The 19,031-nt window shown below is 61.2% G+C and carries 19 protein-coding genes and 1 tRNA gene; 12 read left to right on the top strand and 8 right to left on the bottom strand.

Annotation, left to right across the window (positions count from 1 at the left end):
- Position 1 precedes the first annotated feature (1 nt).
- On the bottom strand, positions 2-520 hold the full coding sequence (locus tag HPO_RS17395; protein WP_035601697.1) for a disulfide bond formation protein B: 519 nt from the start codon (positions 518-520) through the stop codon (positions 2-4).
- Between the two features lie 48 nt (positions 521-568).
- The gene (locus HPO_RS17390) at positions 569-1,201 is read right to left on the bottom strand and encodes an exopolysaccharide biosynthesis protein (RefSeq protein WP_051612775.1); all 633 of its coding nucleotides are present in this window, start codon (positions 1,199-1,201) and stop codon (positions 569-571) included.
- Between the two features lie 76 nt (positions 1,202-1,277).
- On the opposite strand from HPO_RS17390, the gene HPO_RS17385 reads away from it, so the two are divergent.
- A tRNA-Leu gene (locus tag HPO_RS17385) sits at positions 1,278-1,361 on the top strand.
- 186 nt (positions 1,362-1,547) lie between these two features.
- Complete coding sequence (locus HPO_RS17380) at positions 1,548-2,741, top strand: tyrosine-type recombinase/integrase (protein ID WP_035601691.1); 1,194 nt, start codon at positions 1,548-1,550, stop codon at positions 2,739-2,741.
- Between the two features lie 2 nt (positions 2,742-2,743).
- Here the strand turns inward: HPO_RS17380 and HPO_RS17375 are convergent, their stop codons facing one another.
- The 4 genes from HPO_RS17375 to HPO_RS17360 form a co-directional block, all read right to left on the bottom strand.
- A complete protein-coding gene (locus HPO_RS17375) occupies positions 2,744-3,607 on the bottom strand; it encodes a nucleotidyl transferase AbiEii/AbiGii toxin family protein (RefSeq protein WP_035601688.1) in 864 nt (287 codons plus the stop codon).
- Positions 3,604-4,287: a type IV toxin-antitoxin system AbiEi family antitoxin domain-containing protein gene (locus HPO_RS17370; protein ID WP_035601686.1), complete on the bottom strand. Its 684-nt coding sequence runs from the start codon at positions 4,285-4,287 to the stop codon at positions 3,604-3,606. The genes HPO_RS17375 and HPO_RS17370 overlap by 4 nt, the downstream gene beginning before the upstream one ends.
- Before the next feature lie 307 nt (positions 4,288-4,594).
- A complete protein-coding gene (locus HPO_RS17365; RefSeq protein ID WP_035601683.1) occupies positions 4,595-5,716 on the bottom strand; it encodes a Fic family protein in 1,122 nt (373 codons plus the stop codon).
- 197 nt (positions 5,717-5,913) lie between these two features.
- Entirely contained in the window at positions 5,914-7,104 is a 1,191-nt protein-coding gene (locus tag HPO_RS17360; protein WP_035601680.1) for a cytochrome P450, read from the bottom strand.
- A 322-nt stretch (positions 7,105-7,426) separates the two neighbouring features.
- On the opposite strand from HPO_RS17360, the gene HPO_RS17355 reads away from it, so the two are divergent.
- Genes HPO_RS17355 through HPO_RS17330 form a run of 6 tightly spaced genes read left to right on the top strand, consistent with a single transcriptional unit; the run spans position 7,427 to position 12,638 of the window.
- Positions 7,427-8,047, top strand: a complete 621-nt coding sequence (locus HPO_RS17355) for an RraA family protein (RefSeq protein WP_035601781.1) — start codon at positions 7,427-7,429, stop codon at positions 8,045-8,047.
- Between the two features lie 13 nt (positions 8,048-8,060).
- The gene (locus tag HPO_RS17350; RefSeq protein WP_035601679.1) at positions 8,061-9,074 is read left to right on the top strand and encodes an amidohydrolase family protein; all 1,014 of its coding nucleotides are present in this window, start codon (positions 8,061-8,063) and stop codon (positions 9,072-9,074) included.
- A gap of 9 nt (positions 9,075-9,083) precedes the next feature.
- On the top strand, positions 9,084-10,046 hold the full coding sequence (locus HPO_RS17345; protein ID WP_051612774.1) for a DODA-type extradiol aromatic ring-opening family dioxygenase: 963 nt from the start codon (positions 9,084-9,086) through the stop codon (positions 10,044-10,046).
- The gene (locus HPO_RS17340) at positions 9,997-10,350 is read left to right on the top strand and encodes an RraA family protein (protein ID WP_051612773.1); all 354 of its coding nucleotides are present in this window, start codon (positions 9,997-9,999) and stop codon (positions 10,348-10,350) included. Before HPO_RS17345 ends, HPO_RS17340 begins: the two co-directional genes overlap by 50 nt.
- Positions 10,351-10,356: 6 nt before the next feature.
- Positions 10,357-11,019 (top strand): RraA family protein, encoded by a 663-nt coding sequence (locus tag HPO_RS17335; RefSeq protein ID WP_035601677.1) that lies wholly within the window; start codon positions 10,357-10,359, stop codon positions 11,017-11,019.
- A 20-nt stretch (positions 11,020-11,039) separates the two neighbouring features.
- On the top strand, positions 11,040-12,638 hold the full coding sequence (locus HPO_RS17330) for a fatty acyl-CoA synthetase (RefSeq protein WP_035601675.1): 1,599 nt from the start codon (positions 11,040-11,042) through the stop codon (positions 12,636-12,638).
- A gap of 222 nt (positions 12,639-12,860) precedes the next feature.
- Here the strand turns inward: HPO_RS17330 and HPO_RS20000 are convergent, their stop codons facing one another.
- Positions 12,861-14,183, bottom strand: a complete 1,323-nt coding sequence (locus tag HPO_RS20000) for an MFS transporter (RefSeq protein ID WP_051612772.1) — start codon at positions 14,181-14,183, stop codon at positions 12,861-12,863.
- 216 nt (positions 14,184-14,399) lie between these two features.
- Here HPO_RS20000 and HPO_RS19995 point away from each other — a divergent pair, with 216 nt between their 5' ends.
- The 3 genes from HPO_RS19995 to HPO_RS17310 all read left to right on the top strand — a co-directional run bounded on the left by HPO_RS19995 (position 14,400) and on the right by HPO_RS17310 (position 17,457).
- Positions 14,400-15,056 (top strand): TetR/AcrR family transcriptional regulator, encoded by a 657-nt coding sequence (locus HPO_RS19995; RefSeq protein ID WP_051612771.1) that lies wholly within the window; start codon positions 14,400-14,402, stop codon positions 15,054-15,056.
- Positions 15,057-15,591: 535 nt separating this feature from the next.
- Positions 15,592-16,749 (top strand): aromatic ring-hydroxylating oxygenase subunit alpha, encoded by a 1,158-nt coding sequence (locus HPO_RS17315; protein WP_084324419.1) that lies wholly within the window; start codon positions 15,592-15,594, stop codon positions 16,747-16,749.
- 60 nt (positions 16,750-16,809) lie between these two features.
- Entirely contained in the window at positions 16,810-17,457 is a 648-nt protein-coding gene (locus tag HPO_RS17310) for an alkaline phosphatase family protein (RefSeq protein WP_051612770.1), read from the top strand.
- 66 nt (positions 17,458-17,523) lie between these two features.
- Here the strand turns inward: HPO_RS17310 and HPO_RS17305 are convergent, their stop codons facing one another.
- Positions 17,524-18,408, bottom strand: coding sequence for a LysR family transcriptional regulator (locus HPO_RS17305; protein WP_035601673.1), 885 nt, complete (start codon positions 18,406-18,408; stop codon positions 17,524-17,526).
- A 111-nt stretch (positions 18,409-18,519) separates the two neighbouring features.
- Between HPO_RS17305 and HPO_RS17300 the strand changes: the two genes are divergently transcribed.
- A partial coding sequence (locus tag HPO_RS17300) for an aldehyde dehydrogenase family protein (RefSeq protein WP_035601670.1) occupies positions 18,520-19,031 on the top strand: 512 nt, incomplete at its 3' end.

Below are 19,031 nucleotides of genomic sequence, written 5' to 3'. Positions count from 1 at the left end.
TTCAGGGTGCGCGATAGTTGCGGAAAGTGATCGCGGCGGCGGCAAAGCTGATGCCCGCCAGAAGCGCAGAGATCATGCCGTTCCAGCCCGCCATGGACAGGCCGAGGATGTAAAACGGCGCGTCATTACAGGCGGGCAGTTCAAACACCTGATCCAGGTCGCCCATGGCAAAGGGATCAACTGCCGGGCCGGCCGAGCAGCCTGCAGGCGGCGGGAATATCTCCCACTCGACCCCGGCATGATAGGCCGCAACAATCACGCCCACGACGAACACCAGCCCGATCAGCACGTTCAGCGCCACCAGGAAGCGCCGCTTCGGCATGAACCGCCACCAGGTCAGCCCGGTCAGCGTCATGGCGATCAGCGCCCAGTAGACTTCTCGCTGCCGCAGGCAGAGCGGGCAGGGGGGCAGGCCGCCAAATGTCTCGAAAGCGTGGGCGGCCGCCAGCATCAGGGCTGAGGCGGCAAGGGCGAGGGCGGGCCAGCGCCAGCCTGTCAGGGCAGTGGTAATCAGCTGCATGACGCGACCTTCGGCGGCAAACCCCGCCCGGCGCAATGCGGCGGCGTGTCACGAGCCCAGAATGGCCGATGAAATATGTGTGATCACATTGAGACCCAGGAAGGCGCCGGTGATCAGCGCGCCGACCCAGAGCGTGCCCAGAATGACCCCGGCGATCACCGCCAGCCCGTCCTTCTGCATCAGGCCAAAGGCGGTCACCGCCACCGCCATGCCAGGCACGGTATTGGTCATGGGCAGCGGCGTCAGGATCGAGGCGGAAAACAGGAAGAGGAAAAAGCCGATCACCCGTTCGGAGCGCCGCCCGGTGATCACGCTGAAGCGCGGGCGGATGATCGCCTCGATCCAGCCGAACCATTTGCGACCGCCCGTGGCCATCTGCGTCAGGCCCTTGCGGTCGATCTTGCGCTTGCCAAGGGCAGCCGGCAGCCAGGGCTCCTCCCGGCCGATCACCATCTGGAAGGCCAGCGCCAGCATCGGCAGCGCCACCACCTGCGGCACGCCGTAGAGGAACGGAATGCAGCAGGGCAGGGCCAGCAGGAACAGGCCCGCGCCAAAGGCGCTTTCGTCCAGCCGGTCAAAGATTTCGCGCAGGGAAAAGCCTTCTTCCGGTGCGGCCTCGGCCAGCACTTCGATGGTCTGCAGCAGGGTGCGGTCGGGATTGGCGGTCATGGGAGATGTCATGGTTGGAATTCACTATAGCAGAGAGATTGACATATCACTTCCCTCTGCGGCAGGAGTTTGGCCGTTCTCATGGGAAGCCCCTGTGGTGAAATGGTAGACGCGGCGGATTCAAAATCCGCTTCCGAAAGGAGTGCTGGTTCAAGTCCGGCCAGGGGCACCATTCCAAACTCCGTGAGCGTCCGCTCACGTCCAGAAAGATCCACAAAAAACAAATACTTATCGCGATTTTGGCGATTGATTTGTCCATGGCCGTCCGTTGGCATTTTTCCAAATTTTGGTCGATTTTTTCGAAATTGTTGGCATTCTCTACGGATCGAAGGGGTAACCTGAGAGGGAAATGCCAACAATGAAACTGACCGACCTTCACATCCGGAAGCTGAAGCCGGGACCGAGAACCGCGCGATACAGCGACGGGCATGGTCTTTTCCTGGAAATCACGCCGCAGGGCTCGAAGCTCTGGAAAATGGCCTACCGGTTTGACGGCAAGCAGAAGACGCTGTCGTTCGGGAAGTATCCCTTCGTCTCCCTGCTGCGGGCGCGCGAAAAATGCGCCGAGGCAAAGGCCCAGCTCTATGACGGCCTTGATCCCCGCGAAAAGGAGAAGGCGGAAGCCGCCGTGAAGGTGGCGAGGACAGAGCACACATTCGCGAAGATCGCGGCGGAGCTGCAGGAGAAGCGCAAGAAGGAAGGGATTTCGAAGACCACCCTGCAGAAGCGGGACTGGTTCATCCGGCTCATAAACAAGGATTTGGGCGACATGCCGATCACCGAGATCAAGCCGGTGGATATTCTCGTGCCGCTCCGCAGGCAGGAAGCGCGCGGGAACTATGAAACCGCCCGCCGCATGCGCTCGTCCATAGGACAGGTGTTCCGCTATGCCGTCGCCACCGCGCGCGCTGACCATGATCCCACTTTCGCGCTCAGGGATGCCCTGATCACGCCAAAGGTCCAGCACATGGCGGCGCTGACAAAGCGGGAGGATTTCGCCCGGCTCCTGCAGGTGATCTGGACCTATGAGGCAGGATCGGAAATCACGCGCTCGGCGCTGAAGCTGATGGCGATGCTCTACACCCGGCCAGGTGAGCTACGGCTGGCGCACTGGAATGAGTTTGACTTCGAAAAGCGGGTCTGGACGCTCCCGGAAGAGCGGATGAAGATGCGCCGGCCGCATCATAAGCCGCTCGCCGAGCCGGTTATCGAGATCCTCCGTAAGCTGCAGGAGCAGACGGGCAACCGCGTCCGGGTGTTTCCGTCGCTTACCGGGAATGACCGGTCGATCAGCGAGAACACGATGAACCAGGCTTTGCGCCGGATGAGTTTCACCAAGGAAGAGATGACGCCGCACGGGTTCCGGTCGAGCGCGTCGAGCCTGCTTAACGAAAGCGGGCTCTGGAACCCGGACGCGATTGAAGCAGAGCTCGCGCACGCCGACAGTAACCAAGTCCGGCGGATCTACCACCGCGCCCTTTACTGGGAGGAGCGGGTGAGAATGGCCGACTGGTGGGCGGACGAAGTGCTGGCGATGGCGCAGGCGCGCTGAGATCAGCCTTCGTTTCGCTGCGGCGCCGGCGGCAGCAGTTTGTCGAGCTTTGACCTGAAAAAGGGCGCGCTCCACAGTCTGAGGCTGCTTTCCTCCGCGGGCCGAAGGAATCTCCGGACATCCTCTGCGGCGGCCGGCCAGTCGATCCTGTCAATTGTCGTGGCGAGGGCCTCCCGCAGCCAGGCATTATCGACGGTCAGGTTTTCTGTGTCTTTCCATGGGCCTGACTGGAGAAGTGCTGCGCGGAGATGGGGCAGGTTCGGGGAAATGCCCCGCGCGACGTACCAGGAGAAATCAAACCAGTCGCGCCCCTTGAGATAGCCCCGGCAGAGCAGGGCATGGATCTTGAGCGCGAAATTCGAAGGCAGGTCCTGGTGGCGCACTTCAAAGTCGGCGGGAAAATCGAGGAAGGTGGTCGCTTCACCTGACAGTGCCGGTGGGTTCGTGTCGATCTCCAGCTTGATCCGGATGGTCCGGTTTGAGCCTGTCGCCCCAAATTGCAGGTCGAGCTGCCGGGCAATCGAATCGTCTTTCAGCACGGCCTGGCGGATGGCCCGTTCCATTTGCTCCCTGGATTGAGTCTCAAGCTTCAGGCCGAACGCCTTGAAGACGCCTGTCATCTGGTCAAGGTAGGGCGTCCAGTTGAAGTCAGGGCCTGGCTGCCGGAGGAGGAAGTCGAGGTCTTCGGAAAAGCGTGGCAGGCCGTGCAGGATGCGAAGGCTCGTGCCGCCCTGGAAGAGGGCGACGTCGAAGAAGTCCGCGCGCCAGAGGGCGAACAGCGCGATCTCCTGGAGGATTTCCTTCAGGGCGTTTTCCTGCTCAGCGGCCGGATAGGTCGCCAGCTTTTCCCGGATGATGTCGATCATGTCGTTGTCACTTTATCTGGGGCCTGCTTCATGGCCATCACGGCGTGCTCCAGTTCAAGGAGGAACTCAGCGGCCGCCTTGTGCTTGTAGACCAGCCTCAAGCGGTCGAAATCCTCACAGTGCAGATCAAGCAGATGGCTTGCCTCGATTCGCAGGCCGTCTGTAACCCATCCGGGTCCTGACCATATCACCTTGCGCAAGGCGACCAGGTCCATCAGGGCCCTGAGCGGAGAGGCGATGAGGGCGGGGCGCGTGCCAGCCTTTGAATAACGCACGCTCGACAGGAACTGGTAGTCGTTCAGGGCAAGCGGATGGAAGCTGAAAGTCCCATATCCCGGCACGGCGTATTCCAGCGTCTTGCGCCCCGGGCTGACGCTGGCGGTGGCAAACACTGCTTCGGGAATCCAGCCATGATAGGAAAGGGCGGTTTCGAAGGAGATATAACTGCCCGGCATCAGGGCCTGGGCGACCGCGAAGGGGTGGACCGGGTCCCTGCGATACACATTGCCCAGCATGTAGAGGCCGCGTTTGATCCGCAGGAGCGAGCCGTCCTTCAGGGCCCGGTTTACGAGCCCGTAACGGCGCGCCTGGCTGCCGCCAAGGCGGTCATGGAGCTGGCCTTCGCTGAAGATACGCCCGGCCAGTTCTGTCTTTGAAATCTGGTCTGCCAGAGTGCTCATAAATTCCAGATACTTGCAAAAAATGAAAGTTTCAAGAATTTTTGCGCGAGGGCTGCCGGGCAAACCGAAAGCCGGTTCAGGAAAGGGGATAATTGCTCACCCCCGGTGAGCCTCATCCGCCATATTCAAACTCCATGATGTGCTCTGGCAGTGCTCGTGGGGCCGGAGCACGGGGGGCGTCTGATCCGGAATGTCGTCCCGTCCAATCCGGAATGGACGCCGCCCCGTCTTGGAAAGGGCTGAATGACCTGCCGGGTCCGTGAGACGCCTCAGCTTCCATATTCGACGCAAATGCAATATTCGCGGTTCAGGGAATATCTGCGCCGACACTGAAGGGCAGCCAGTAACGCGTGCTGCGGCCACCTCCCGTGACGACCATTGCGCCTAGATCGACAAGGGACTGAAGGTCTCGGGTTGCCGTCGGTTTGGAGGTCTTGGCGATTGAGCCGTACTTTCCTGCGCTCATGCCGCCCTCAAAGCCTTTCGGCCCCTCCTCCAGCATCCGCCGGATGACCCGGAGCTGGCGGTCGTTGAAGCTGTCCCTGAAAGCGTCAAAATACTTCACCTTCTGGAGCGTGAACGTGACCTCGGCTTCGGCATCCTTCTGCGCCGTGATGCACACAGGCAGGAAGTATTTCAGCCAGCCGCTGACTTCATTCGTCCTCTGAGCAAAGTTCAGGGCGTCATAATAAGCGTCCCGGTCTGCCTCGATCGCTTTGGAAAGGCTGAGCAGGACGGGCCTGCCGAGCCCCTGGGAAAGGGCCTTTTCTGAAATGGCGCGGCCGATCCTGCCATTCCCATCTTCGAAAGGGTGGACGGTCTCGAAATAGAGGTGCGCCAGCGCGGAGCGGACAGGCGCCTGCCTGATGGGGCGCTCGCCCTGCGGCCCGGTCGCGTTAAACCAGTCGATGAACGCGTCCATCATTGCCGGGACGGCAGCCGAAGGTGGCGCCTCGTAGTGCACGGTCTCCCGGCCTATGGGGCCGGAGACAACCTGCATCGGCTCTGCGTGAGCGCGCCATGCACCTGCCGTGATGCGCGCATTGCCGCGCATCAGCATGCGGTGCCAGTCAAACAGCATCGTGGCAGTCATGGGCGCGGCAAAGTCCCGCCTGACGGCGACCATCAGCTCGGCAATCCCGATGGCGCGGGCGTCCTTGGCGACGGCTTCCTCTGTAAGGCCGAGATTGCGCCGGATGGACGATTTCACGTCGGCCCTGCTGAGATATTCTCCTTCAATCTCGGACGTCTTGATGGCTTCGGACACCATGAGGTCAACCAAGATTTCCGCCTGCGTGCCTTCCGGAAGGGCGTCCAGGACACCGCTGACCCGGCCGACATGCCGCTCGAAAACCGTCAGCTCATCGAGAACATCGGTGATGTCGAAGCGGAAGCGGGGCCAGTCAGGGTTTTGCCAGTTATAAGCCATGAGCCAAATAAAACACGTATTCGGCTCAAAATCACGTTAATTATGAGCCGAATAATCAGGGTAATCGGCTCATGTCGGGCTGTAAGTCTAAGTTTGGTATTTTAGACTCTGCCAATTTCGGGTTCAGTGAGGGTCACCGAAGACCTTCCCTTGCGCCTGGAGTATTTAGCCGGTCGCCGGGCCGGATGTGCGGCCACTCAAGTTCCCACGGTCATAGGAAGATGCTTGAAGCCCCGGACCATGATGTGTTTCACACGGTCTGCCGTCCCAAGATCAAGATCGAACATCCCCAGTTCAGGGAGGATCTGTTGCAGCAAGGGAGCCAGCATGCGTTTTGCCGCCAGCGCGCCGAGGCAATGGTGCGTGCCAGCCCCAAAACCGAAATGCTGGACTTTCCCCCGGTCGATATCAAATCGCTCCGCCTCTGGAATTGACCGCTCGTCCCGGGATGCAGATCCATAAAACAGGACGATCCGCGAACTGGCCGGAACTTTTACTCCGTCAAGAATGACATCCCTGGTAACCTGCCGGGCAAAACACTGGGTCGATGTATCCCAGCGCACGGACTCCTCGATCAGCGCTGGGACGAGGCTCATATCCTCCAGCACCCGGCGGGCCTGGTCGGGATGTTGGTGCAGCGCAAGGAAAATATTGGGAAAGAAGTGACCGATAGAGGCGTTGCCGGCGAGCAGGACCGTGCTGAGATTCCCGAGAATGATGTCATCTGTCAGCCGGTCATCAGTGGACTGTGCTTCCAGGAGAACTGAAAACAGGTCATCGGAAGGATGGTTCCGGCGATAGGCGAGCTGGTCCTGCAGCAGGCCAAACAGAGTGCGCATGTCCTCTTCGGGCAGGGGAAGGCCGTAGGGGCCGTCAGCGCCCTTGAACAGGTTCCCCAAGATGGCGGCCGCAAGGCCTGCCTGCGTTCCTTCCAGCCCCAGCATCCGGCCGAGACAGGAATAAAGAAGCGGCCTGCTGAAGTCACCGACAAAATCAAACGGGCCGGTCCGTGGCAGTTCGCCAAGTCTTTGCGCCGCATCTGCCAGGAGGTCTTCCACAGCCACAGCGATCCTGCTGGCTGTGAAGCCGCGCATGATGATTGGCCGCAGGGCGTCGTGCTGGGGCGGGTCCATGCTTCCGAGCGTCTTGCCGACACGCTGCGGGGAATCCCTGATCGTGTTCCCGCGTGCAGAGGAGAATACCTCATAGTCAAAAAGCGCCTGCCGGACGGCTGCGTAGGAAAAGGCCATCCAGAGACCTTGATCGGGATCGTAAAAAACCGGGCCAGACTCTCGCTTCCGGCGATAGGTGGGGTACGGATCATCAAAGAAGGCATCATCGAGGACAACCTGGTCTCTGGGATGCGCAATAGGCTCAATCGGGTTCATGGGGGATGCAGGCCTGTAAGCTGGAGGAAGGGCGGATTCCTGATGCGTTTGGCGCCGGAGGTAGTTGTGGATGCCGCCCGCATTCCCGGAAGCCGGGTCAGCAGCAAATAAACTTACCGAGTGGTCCGTTTAATCGTCAAGTACGTATATGTCCCATGGTGAGCACATTTGGCCTGAAGTCTCGTAGGATAGGCGAATTAGGCCCTGATCATGAGAAATCACAAAAAACTGGTTGAACTCTCCAGAAGCGTATAATATCGAACAAATGGAAAAATAAATAACAGCTTCTGTCACGAAGCGGATGTTCGAGGGACGGAAATTCATGATTGTCGATGATGTCCTCGTGAGCGAGGCGCGCAAGACGTCCGTGTCTTCGGTTCACGAAGCGGCGGCGCGGAAAGGGGCCCTGCCTCACTTCCTGAGACCGCTGGACCTGTCCATGCAGATGTGTGGCCGCGCCTTCACGGTGAGGTGCCCGTCCGGGGATAATCTCTGGATCCACCATGCCCTTGCGGCGGCGTCTGCCGGGGACGTCCTGGTGGTGGATGCCGGACCCTCCGGCGCAGATTTCGGCTACTGGGGTGAGATCATGGCGACGGCCGCCGTGACTGCAAAACTTTCGGGGCTGGTTATTTCGGGTGGCGTCCGCGACGCGGTCCAGCTGATCGAAATGGGCCTCCCCACTTTTTCTGCTGCGGTGACGATGCGTGGTACGATCAAGCAGGCAGATGGTGACGGCGCCATCCGCGAGCCGGTCCGCCTGGGAGAGGTGACTGTCCGGCAGGGTGATTTCGTGATGGGCGACGCGGACGGTGTCATCGTCCTGCCGCCGGATGCGGCCGCCCTTGCCATCCCCCGCGCGATTGAGCGCGACCAGAAGGAAACTGAAATACTGCGGCGCATCCGGGCCGGAGAGTCGACATTGGACGTCTATAACCTGTGAGGGATGAAACCAGATGATTATTGATGCTCACGCCCATCTCGTGGCGCCGCCCCAGCTGAACGCGCACCGCACCAACCTGATCGTCGCGCAGGGGCAGTATGGATACCCTTACCGCGCAGAGGTTTCCGATGCCCAGCTCGCCGCGGCGGCGCAGAACAATGTCGACATCATGGACAATGTCGGGACGGACGTGCAGCTCCTGTCGCCGCGTCCATTCACGCTGCTGCACGGCAAGGCCAACTGGCAGGATATCGTCGCCTGGACGATGGACAACAATGACCTCATTGCCCGGACGATCAAGATGCATCCGACGCGTTTCCGCGGCGTTGCAGCCATCCCGCAGAAAGTCGGCGCGCCCGTTACCGACTCTTTCGATGAGATTGATCGGTGCATCAATGAGCTGGGGTTCGTCGGCATCCTCCTCAACCCCGATCCGAGCGAAGGAACCAATGAATCTCCCCCGATGGGGGATCCCTACTGGTATCCGCTGTATGAAAAGATGATCGAGCTGGACTGCCCGATCCACGTCCATAGCTGCAATTGCTGCAATGGCCGGGAGAGCTATGACGAGCATTTCATCAATGAGGAAAGCCTTGCGATTACGTCCCTCTACAAGGCGGCTATTTTCAAGCGCTACCCCGATCTCAAGATCATGATCAGCCATGGCGGCGGCGCCATTCCCTACCAGATTGGCCGCTGGCGTTCCCATTACCAGATGTTCGGAAAGCCGCGCATGTACGATAATCAGGGGCCGGAGCTGTTTGATGACATCCTGAAGCAGTTCTGGTTTGATACGGTGCTGCATGACAAAAATGCGCTCGAGCACCTTTTCAAAACGGTGGGCGCAGACCGGTGCGTGTTCGGGACTGAACGGCCCGGCAGCGGCGGGGGGATCGATCCTCTCACCGGTCGCCCTTATGACGACCTCAAACCCGTGATCGAAGGGATCGCCGGCCTGACGCCGGACGAGAAAACCGGCCTGTTCGAAGGCAATGCCCGCAAGCTGTTCTCCCGGCTGGATCTCTAGGGGGCACGTATGGCGGACATCGTACTCGGTATCGGCACCTCGCACAGCCCCCTCCTGACGCTTGCCCCGGAAGACTGGATACACCGGGCAAAGAGCGACCTGGAGAACACCCGGCTGAACCTGTCCGATGGCCGGCTCCTGAGCTATCCCGAGCTCCTGGCTGAACGGGGCCCGAAATATGCCGCGCAGGCGGATCAGTCCAACCTGGAAAGACAGGCCAAGCTATGTGAAGCCGCGCTTGACCGGCTTGCCGATGATCTCGAAGCGGCGCGGCCCGATGTGGTGATCATTGTCGGAGACGACCAGGAAGAACTTTTCGGGGATATCAACCAGCCCGCCTTTGCCGTCTTCCACGGCGAGGAACTGGTCATGAATGACAAGTATGGCCGGGCGGGAAATCCCGACTGGATCCGTAAGATGTCCCGCGGCTACATGATGGATCATACCCATACCCATCCCTGCCACCAGGATCTCGCCCTGGAGATCATCGCGGGAATGATTGAACGGGACGTGGACGTCGCGACATCCGCCCGTGTGGAAGATCCGCAGGCATTCGGCTTCGGCCACGCGTTCGGGTTCGTGATCGACCGACTGTTCCGGGGGCGGAAGTATCCGGTCGTGCCGTTGCTGCTGAACACCTACTATCCGCCCAACGTTGTCCGGTCTGCCCGGGCCTATGATATCGGCCAGCATCTCCAATCCCTGTTGAAATCCTCCGGGAGCGTGGAGCGGGTCGCTGTCATCGCATCGGGCGGGCTCAGCCATTTTGTGACCGATGAGGAACTGGACCGCGGGGTATTGCAGGCGATGATTGCCAGCGACCGCGAGCACCTGCGATCTGTGCCGCCAGAAGCCCTCAAGTCGGGATCTTCCGAAATCCTCAACTGGATCCTGGCTGCGGGCGCATTCAGCCATCTGGAGAATGATTGGTCAGTTTACGATCGTCGACGGCGCCTGCCGCGATGTGGATGAAAGCCGGGAGCTCGGCCTGCCGGTCTTTGCCCGGGCCGCGACACCGCGCACGGCGCGGGGGAGGGTCGCTGAGCTGTCGCATGACCAGCCCATAACAGTCGGCGACACGATGGTGGCACCCGGGGACCTCGTCCTGGCCGACGGCTCGGGCACGGTGTTCATACCCGCCCAGATCGCGGAGGATGTGGTGTCGCTGGCGGAGAAGATCTTCCGGCGGGAACAGCTGATGGCCCGCGACATCGACAGGGGCGTCCCGGTCAGTGAGGTCATGGGCGCAGACTATGAAGACATGCTGAAGGGGTAACGGAACATGGACGACAGTTTGGTCAAGAGACTGCACGCGGTCGGTGTCTGCGGCTTGTCGGACGCGATGGACAAGCACGGCATTGACGGTCAGTGCCTCGGTATCATGCCCTTCGGCCCTGACATGAAAATTGCCGGACCGGCTTTCACGATACGGATGGTTCCCGTGGGCCTGTCCGGCGGCGTGGTGGGGGACTACATTGATGATGTCGAGCCCGGCCAGGTCGTGGTCATCGACAACAATGGCCGCCGCGACGCGACGGTCTGGGGAGATATCCTGACAACGGTTGCGAGCCATCGCGGGATCGGCGGGACCGTGATTGACGGTGTTTGCCGGGACATCAGTACGAGTCTGGGTGTCGGGTACCCGATCTTTGCGCGCGCCAATACGATGCGGACCGGAAAGGACCGCGTCACCGCTGACGCCTACAATGTGACTGTGCAGCTGGCAGGCGTCCGGATCGAGCCAGGCGACTGGCTGGTGGGCGATTCTGATGGTGTCATCGCCATCCCCAGAGCCCGGCTCGAAGAGGTCCTGACGACCGCAGAAGAAATTACGGCTGTAGAGGATCAGATCATTGCTGCCGTGCGCGGCGGCGCCCGCCTCGACGAGGCCCGGCGGAAGCTCAAATATCACCAGCTCCAGACAGCCCCGTCAAAGGCGGGCTGACACAGCCGGGGGAGGCCATCATGGATTTCAGCGCGCCGCTACAGACGCTCATCGACGCAACCCGGGCAAGGGATGTTTCCGATACGGTGCGCCTTTCGGCCCGCCGCACGCCCGGCAGGACGGCGCTTGTCTATGAAGGCCACCGGGACACTTTCGCTGAACTCGACACGCTGGTCGACAGGATGGCCAATGCGCTGAGGGCGAAGGGCGTGGGCGAGGGGGACCGGGTTGCCCTGGTCTCGCACAACAACCGCACTTTTGTTGTCATCCGCTTCGCGGTCGCCCGTTTGGGCGCCGTGCTGGCGCCAATTAATTTCATGCTGAACGCCTCTGAGATCGCCTACATCCTGTCCATGTCCGGCGCCCGGTTTGTGATTGCCGAAGATGCCCTCTGTTCGACGGTCGATGCTGCGATACATGAAAGCGGCACACAGGCACGCGTGCGCGGCTTTATCCCCCATGCCGGCGTCGCCGCGCCGGAAGGATGGGAGGACGCTGATGGATGGCTCTCCTGGCCTGATGCCACGCCTGTCCGTGTCATCCGGAGTGAGGACCTGCCCACGCAGATGATGTTCACCAGCGGAACGGAATCCCGGCCGAAGGGCGCCCTGCTCAGTACACGGTCCCTGTTCAGCCAGTATGTGAGCTGCATCATCGACGGGGGAATGGAAGAAAACGACATCGATCTCCATTCCCTGCCGCTTTACCACTGCGCCCAGCTGGACTGTTTCCTGACCCCGGACCTTTATCTTGGCGCGACCAGTATCCTCCTGCGTGCCCCCGATGCCGGCCGCCTGCTGGAAGCCATTGAAGCTGAAGGCGTTACCAAGCTGTTCTGCCCACCGACGGTCTGGATCGCCATGCTGCGCCATCCTGACTTTGACCGCCGGGATATCAGCACCCTGAAAAAAGGTTACTATGGCGCCTCGGTGATGCCGACACCGATCATCGAGGAGCTGCTCACCCGGATCCCGGGCCTCAGGCTGTATAATTTCTATGGCCAGACTGAACTCGCCCCGGTCGCAACGATCCTCAAGCCGGAAGACCAGCTCCGGAAACTCGGCTCTGCCGGAAGGCCGGGCCTGAATGTCGAGACCCGTATCGTGGATGATGGCGACCAGGAGGTCGCGCCAGGAGAGGTGGGCGAGATCGTTCACCGCAGTGCCCAGGTGACCAATGGCTACTTCCGCGACGAGGAGAAGACCGCGGCCGCGTTTGCGGGCGGCTGGTTCCATAGCGGGGATCTCGGATACATGGACGAAGAGGGCTACCTCTATGTCGTCGACCGCAAGAAGGACATGATCAAGTCCGGCGGGGAGAATGTCGCAAGCCGGGAAGTCGAAGAGCAGATCTTCACACATCCCAAGGTCGCGGAAGTGGCCGTACTTGGCCTGCCCCATCCTCGCTGGATCGAGGCGGTCGTGGCCGTAATCGTGCCCCGGGAGGGAATGTCGCTGACGCAGGAAGAGCTCGATGCCTTCTGCCGGGACCGGCTGGCGGGCTATAAGAGACCCAAGCACTTTGCGATCGTTTCGGAGCTGCCCAAGAATGCCAGTGGCAAGATCCTGAAACGCGACCTCCGGGTTCAGTTTTCCGGTGTCTTCGATGACGCCGTATAAGCGGCTCCGCCCGCGCGCCTGGCAGGCCCCTGCGTAATCAAGGCGGGGGCCTGTCCTTTTCCTCCCGGAGCAGGGGGTTTATTCTGCAGGCGGATGGCGCCGGGCGTCATGTCGCGCCATGCGGGCCACCCGGGAGGAACTGAGCGTCGCTGGAATATCCGCCCGCTCAGTTCCCCCCGGTCCGCTGCCTGCGTCAGGCCTTCCAGGTCCGGGATCGTGCCCTCACGCGTCCTGGACCTCGCCTTCCGGCGCTGCCCGGTGAAACATGCTCAGGATGAAGCAGGCCGAACTCAGGATGGCGGCGAGGAGGAATGTCAGGATCATCGCATGGCGCATCTGGGAAGCCGCTTCCGGCAGCAGGCCTGAAATGAACGCAGCGCTGTATGGGCCCAGCCCCAGGCCAAGGGCTGTGATGCTCAGGAGGAAGACGGCCACGGCCAGGCCGCGCCGGTCCTGCGGAATGATTTCCTGGGTCGAGACGATAATGTTGCTTGTCGCGCCCGTAATGAAGAAGAGGCCGATACCAAGCACCCATACAAGTGTTGCGCCGTCGGGCTGGAGGAGCGCGATCATGGCAAGCGCGCCGCCTAGAATGACGGACGCAAGCGAGGTGACGCCAAAGGCAGACGGCAGTCCCTTGACCTGGAGGAATCTTGAAACCTGGGGCACGAGAATTGTGCCAAGGCTCCCGGCGAGCACGCCCATCGTACCGACCGCGAAACCTGCATTCTCGATCGGCCAGCTATACTCCCGTCTCAGGACTTCGGGGATCCAGCCAAAAACCGTATACCCGATCGCCTGTGCAAACCCGGCGCCCCCAAACAGGCCGAATATGAGAAGGCGGTTCTGCCAGAAATAGGCCCACACGTCTTTCAGGCTGGTGGCCGGTGCGCGGCCTGCCGTTCGCCGGCTCCGGCGCCCCACGGTCAGGCCGAACAGGAGCGCGACGACAATGCCGGGCAGCCCGACAAGCACGAGGACGATCTGCCAGTCCTGGAGCGCGGTGGCTGCGGTCAGTTCCGGGCGGGCGGCGATGGCAGAGATAATCAGCCCTCCGATTATGTAGGATCCCCCGGCCCCGGCCATGCCGGCGGCGGTATAGATGCTGGCGGCCAGCACCCGGTGCCTTGGCGGGAACATGTCTCCGATCAGGGAATAGGCAGCCGGTGTCAGCGTCGCTTCGCCCACCGCCACACCGACACGCAGCAGGAGGAGGATCGCGAAGGAGCCGGCAAAGGCTGATCCAATGGTGGCAATGCTCCAGACGAGCACGCCCGCCATGATCAGCAGGACGCGGTTGCCGGTATCTGCGTAGCGCGCAAGGGGCAGGCCGAAGACGGCATAGAACAGCGCGAAGGTGGTGCCAAAGAGCAGGGCCATCTGGGCGTCGCTGGCGCCAAATTCCAGTTTGATGGGCTGGACCAGCAGGGCCAGGATAAACCGGTCCACGAAGGAGAGTATGTAGAGCAGGGCCAGCAGGAACAGGCCCCACCAGGCGATCCAGCCGGCGGATGCGGCGCCAGCAGTCAGGTTGCGAGAATTCATGATCCCTCCCAGGGCATTGTTCTTATGGTGGTGGGCCTTGCCCGGCCCTGCCCTGGGTGATGGCATACACAAAATTGAACGAACGTCAAAGATTTTACGGGCCGGGGGCTAGTTGCGCCCCATGCCTTGACTTGACCGGCGGCTCGGTATGATTGGGTTGAAAAGGAGTCTCTGTCAGATGAACCTCACCTGCCAGGCAAAATCAGGTTGTGACGATTGGCTGTAAAAACCAAAAAACCCAAACCCAGGGGACAGAGCCGGAAGACACAGGCCCGCGCCATCGAAACCCGCGCGAATGTCCTGGAAGCGGCGCTGGCTGAGTTTGCAGAAAAAGGGTTTGAGGGGACGTCAACGCGCGGGATCGCCGAGCGCGCCGGCGTGCCGCACACATTGCTGTCGTACCATTTCGAGAACAAGGAAGGGCTCTGGAAGATCGTTGTCCAGAACCTGAACGAACGGTTCAGAAAGATGTTCCAGTCGCGGGTTGAAGCGACAAGCGATATGGAATCGCACAGGCAGCTGCGGTTTATCCTGGAAGAGTTCGTCCGGTTTTCTTTCGACAATCCCGAGTTTCACTGGATCATGACCCATGAAGCCTCCCGCGAAGGCGAGCGGCTTGAATGGATGCTCAGCGAATATGTGCAGCCCTTTTTTATGACAACCAGCGAAATGGTGCGCGAAGCGCAGCGGTCGGGTCATTTTGTCAAAGGAGATCCGCGCCATCTCCTGTACCTCTTTATCGGGATGGTGAGCCGCATTTTCATGATCCGGGCGGAAGTGGAATCAGTCCTGTCCGCCGCGTTCGACGATCCGGCCTTCCGGAAACGTCATGCCGATCTCTGCCTGAACCTGTTTTTCCGAGACCCGGACTAGGGTTGCCACGCGGCTGAGGGGCGGCCTGCGCGAAACGGCGCCTGCCCGCCCGAAGCGTTTGGGCCCAGGCGCCTGGACGCCGCCACCCAGGGTCCCATGTCAGGCCCCGCCTTTCCGGCGGCCGGGATAGCCGCATCCTGGGCCCGGCCCGCAGGCGGCCTGACTTACCAGACTCACGAAAAGTATAACGGTCGTTCTAATAGAGGCGTGCTTCCTGCAGGCTATCTACGCTGAAATCGTTCATTTTGCACGTGCGAACACGGTCGGAGGTTGTATCTACCGCACGGAAAATAAAGAAAAAAACTCCCTTCAAGCGGAGGGCGGAAGATATTGAAAAATTCTGTTTTGCAAAATTGTACGAATGGTCTAAACAATTCTCATCGATAGAGAAAATAAGATCATCGGTGCCGCGCCCGCAACGGCGCAGCGAAGGGAGGAGATCGCAAGTGACCCACACGCATACCTGCGTCCCGGCGGCCTGTAAGGTCATGTGCGGCGGTGTAGCGGCTTGCGCCCGTTACCTGCGGACGCTCTCATGCTGAGCCCTGAAAAGAACGACCTGCTGACCCGTGTCGGGAAGGGGACGCCGATGGGCGAGCTCCTGCGCAGGTACTGGCATCCGGTGGCAGGCGTATCGGAGTTTTCGGGCCGCCCCATCAAGCCGGTGAGGGTGCTGGGGGAGGATCTCGTCCTCTACAAGGACCAGGCAGGTAATTTCGGCCTGGTGGATCGTCAGTGTCCGCACAGGCGGGCCGACCTGGCATATGGGATGGTGGAGGCATGCGGCCTGCGGTGCAATTATCACGGTTGGCTTTTCGACCATTCGGGAAAATGCCTCGAGCAGCCCTTTGAGGACATTGCCCATCCCGAGCGGGGTATGCGGGACAGGATCGAGATCAAGGCTTATCCGGTACAAGCCAAGGCCGGGATGGTCTGGGCTTACCTGGGGCCGGCCCCGGCGCCACCGCTTCCGGACTGGGAGCCTTTTTCCTGGCCGAACGGATTTGTCCAGGTCGTGATTTCTGAAGTGCCCTGCAACTGGTTCCAGTGCCAGGAAAACTCAATAGACCCGGTCCATTTTGAGTGGATGCATGAGAATTGGGGGCAGCGCCTGCGCGGGAACGACGAAGCGCGTGCCCCCAGGCATCTTCAGCTCGAATTCGAAGAGTTCGAGTACGGATTTGTTTACAAACGCGTCAAGGAAGACACGACGAAGGATGATCCCAACTGGACCATCGGCCGGGTCTGCCTTTGGCCCAACGGCTTTTTCCTTGGCGAGCACTTTGAGTGGCGTGTCCCGATCGACGATGAAAATACGCTGAGCGTCACCTGGAAATTCACCCGGGTCCCGAAAGAGCAGGAGCCCTATGTCCAGGAGGAGATACCCACCTGGACGGGCCCGGTCTTCGATGAGGCCGGCAACTGGATCACCAGCCATGTCATGAACCAGGATTTCCTGGCCTGGGCAGGGCAGGGGCGGATCACTGACCGGACCCAGGAGCACCTGGGGCAGAGCGACCGCGGCATCCTGCTGCTGCGCCGCCGGTTCTTTGCCGAGCTGGAAGTCCTGGCTTCCGGCGGCAAGCTGAAAGGCCGGGTTGCCCTGTCTTATGATGCGTCTTGGTCATGGCCGGTCTCCTCTTCAGTTGTGGTCGGCAAAACCACTGTAAGAGACCTGAAGGCTCGGTCATGACCGCCCGCCTGCATGTGAGAAACAAGCAGGCGGTCATGACCTCCGGAACATCGGTTCCCAATGTGCTATGGTCCGGATTTTTCGCGGCCCGAACTGGCGCCTTTCCGGGCCGGGTGGATTGCCAGCGAGTTCGACAATTCACCGGAGAATATGGGCCGGAAGGGGTCATACATTTCCTACGGGCAGCACTGGGCGCAGGTCAGCGCGGCGCCGCTCCGGCTCTTCAAGGCAACCATGGCCGAGGGCGGCACGCGGGTACCGGCCATTATCAACTGGCAGGGCACGATCGCAGGCGGCGGCCAAGCCCCGGCATTTGCGAGCGTCATGGATATCCTCCCGACCCTGACCGAGCTTGCGAGGGGAGAGGCGGCCAGGATTGAGGGCAGCCATGGCAGGTCCCTGGCGCCGCTCTTCTCCGACCCGGGCGTGTCCGTCCATCCGGGAACCGACATCTTCGCCGGCGAGATGCTTGCCTCCAGGGCGATCGTCCAGGGTGATTACAAGCTGCTCTACCTGCCTGAACCCCTCGGCAGCGGCGACTGGGCCCTGTACGACCTGTCGTCTGATCCGCTGGAGCAGGCCGATCTCAGCCGGGCCCTGCCGGAGAAACGCGCGCAGATGCTGGAGTTCTGGGAGGCTTATGAGCGTGACACCGGCATCGTTCCGTCTCCCGACGGGGTCACCGGCCCACTCCTGGCGGTGCAGTAAGCCGGCGCTGGTGAGGGCTGTGCTGCGCGCGCCCTGCCTTCACCGCCGTGACTACTGACAGGACGCTCAGGCAAGGAAATCTGCGCTGTTCTTCCGGACGAGCTCTGACAGGAATGCAGAGAGTATCCCGATGCGCGCAAAAGGCGCGACGTCTTCATGGATCGACAGCCAGAACGATCTCTGGACGGAGATTGTTTCGGGCAGGACCACCCGGAGTTCCGGGAACTTGCGGGCAATAAACACCGGAAGGATGCAGAGGCCTGCGCCTGCGCGGGTCATTTCTGCCTGCGCCAGGATGCTCGGGCTGCAGAGGCCGGGATGGAGCCCCGGCAGCACCTCATCAAAATAGCGGAGCTGCGGCGAATAGATGAGATCGTCCACATAGCCGATCAGCCTGTGGGAGGCGAGGGCCCCGGTTGCCCGGACCGGCCCGTGCCGCTCAAGGTAGGCCTGGCTGGCATAGAGCCGCAGGGTATAGTCAGTCAGCTTGCGGACCTTCAGCCTTCCGGCCTTGGGGCGCGTCAGCAGGATCGACATATCCGCCTCCCGGCGCGAGACGCTGACAAAGCCTGACAGCGCAATGAGGTCCAGGTCGATGCCCGGCCAGGTGTCGGCAAAACCTGCCAGCGCCGGAGCAATGAACGCGCTCCCAAGGCCTTCGGGAACGCCGAGCCGGATCTTGCCGGAGACGGCCTGCTCGGTTTCGCCGTCATTGCGGATCCTGAACGTCAGCGCCTCGATCGCCTCGGCGTGACGCGCCAGGAGTTCCCCCTGCCGCGTCAGGACATGGCCGCGCCGTGTCCGCTCAAAAAGGGTCTGGCCGAGTTCTGTTTCCAGCCGGCGGATGCGCCGGCTGAGCGTCGTTGCGTCCTGCAGCAGCGCCGCTGCGGCCAGTTCCAGCCGGGGCTGGCGGCTGACGGCCAGGAAGAGCCTCAGGTCATCCCAATGCATGTATTCCTACCTGCAAAAACGCAGGTAAAACCTGCACTCTTCTTCCTGTATCATCCCTCATGCAGGTCATAAACAGTCTCCAGCGAGATAAATCCGGGGAGGAGACCGCCCATGCGCGAGGTTCATCATTTCATCGATGGCAAGACTGTCGCCGGCACGTCTGGCCGGTTTGGCGATATTTACGACCCCAATACGGGCGCGATTCAGGCGCGCGTGGCGCTGGCGACGAAGGTGGAACTGGGCGCAGCGGTGGACGCGGCAACAGCGGCGTTTCCGGCCTGGGCCAGCACCAATCCGCAGCGCCGGGCGCGGGTCATGTTCGAGTTCAAGCGCCTCGTTGAAGCCAATATGGACGAGTTGGCGCATATGCTCTCGTCCGAGCATGGCAAGGTGATTGCCGATTCCAAAGGCGACATTCAGCGCGGACTGGATGTGGTGGAATTCGCCTGCGGCATTCCCCACCTTCTGAAGGGCGAATACACCGAAGGGGCTGGCCCCGGTATCGATGTCTATTCCACGCGTCAGCCGCTGGGCGTGTGCGCCGGCATCACGCCGTTCAACTTTCCGGCCATGATCCCCTGCTGGATGGCGGCGGTGGCGATTGCCTGCGGCAATACCTTCAT

Source organism: Hyphomonas polymorpha PS728 (genome assembly GCF_000685315.1).
Taxonomy (GTDB): domain Bacteria; phylum Pseudomonadota; class Alphaproteobacteria; order Caulobacterales; family Hyphomonadaceae; genus Hyphomonas; species Hyphomonas polymorpha.
This window is presented reverse-complemented; position numbering and strand designations above follow the sequence as displayed.

Excerpts from the sequence above, each read along its gene's own strand:
- HPO_RS17395 (WP_035601697.1), bottom strand. The coding sequence starts at position 520 with ATGCAGCTGATTACCACTGCCCTGACAGGCTGGCGCTGGCCCGCCCTC.
- HPO_RS17390 (WP_051612775.1), bottom strand. The coding sequence starts at position 1,201 with ATGACATCTCCCATGACCGCCAATCCCGACCGCACCCTGCTGCAGACC.
- HPO_RS17380 (WP_035601691.1), top strand. The coding sequence starts at position 1,548 with ATGAAACTGACCGACCTTCACATCCGGAAGCTGAAGCCGGGACCGAGA.
- HPO_RS17375 (WP_035601688.1), bottom strand. The coding sequence starts at position 3,607 with ATGATCGACATCATCCGGGAAAAGCTGGCGACCTATCCGGCCGCTGAG.
- HPO_RS17370 (WP_035601686.1), bottom strand. The coding sequence starts at position 4,287 with ATGAGCACTCTGGCAGACCAGATTTCAAAGACAGAACTGGCCGGGCGT.
- HPO_RS17365 (WP_035601683.1), bottom strand. The coding sequence starts at position 5,716 with ATGGCTTATAACTGGCAAAACCCTGACTGGCCCCGCTTCCGCTTCGAC.
- HPO_RS17360 (WP_035601680.1), bottom strand. The coding sequence starts at position 7,104 with ATGAACCCGATTGAGCCTATTGCGCATCCCAGAGACCAGGTTGTCCTC.
- HPO_RS17355 (WP_035601781.1), top strand. The coding sequence starts at position 7,427 with ATGATTGTCGATGATGTCCTCGTGAGCGAGGCGCGCAAGACGTCCGTG.
- HPO_RS17350 (WP_035601679.1), top strand. The coding sequence starts at position 8,061 with ATGATTATTGATGCTCACGCCCATCTCGTGGCGCCGCCCCAGCTGAAC.
- HPO_RS17345 (WP_051612774.1), top strand. The coding sequence starts at position 9,084 with ATGGCGGACATCGTACTCGGTATCGGCACCTCGCACAGCCCCCTCCTG.
- HPO_RS17340 (WP_051612773.1), top strand. The coding sequence starts at position 9,997 with ATGATTGGTCAGTTTACGATCGTCGACGGCGCCTGCCGCGATGTGGAT.
- HPO_RS17335 (WP_035601677.1), top strand. The coding sequence starts at position 10,357 with ATGGACGACAGTTTGGTCAAGAGACTGCACGCGGTCGGTGTCTGCGGC.
- HPO_RS17330 (WP_035601675.1), top strand. The coding sequence starts at position 11,040 with ATGGATTTCAGCGCGCCGCTACAGACGCTCATCGACGCAACCCGGGCA.
- HPO_RS20000 (WP_051612772.1), bottom strand. The coding sequence starts at position 14,183 with ATGAATTCTCGCAACCTGACTGCTGGCGCCGCATCCGCCGGCTGGATC.
- HPO_RS17315 (WP_084324419.1), top strand. The coding sequence starts at position 15,592 with ATGCTGAGCCCTGAAAAGAACGACCTGCTGACCCGTGTCGGGAAGGGG.
- HPO_RS17310 (WP_051612770.1), top strand. The coding sequence starts at position 16,810 with ATGTGCTATGGTCCGGATTTTTCGCGGCCCGAACTGGCGCCTTTCCGG.
- HPO_RS17305 (WP_035601673.1), bottom strand. The coding sequence starts at position 18,408 with ATGCATTGGGATGACCTGAGGCTCTTCCTGGCCGTCAGCCGCCAGCCC.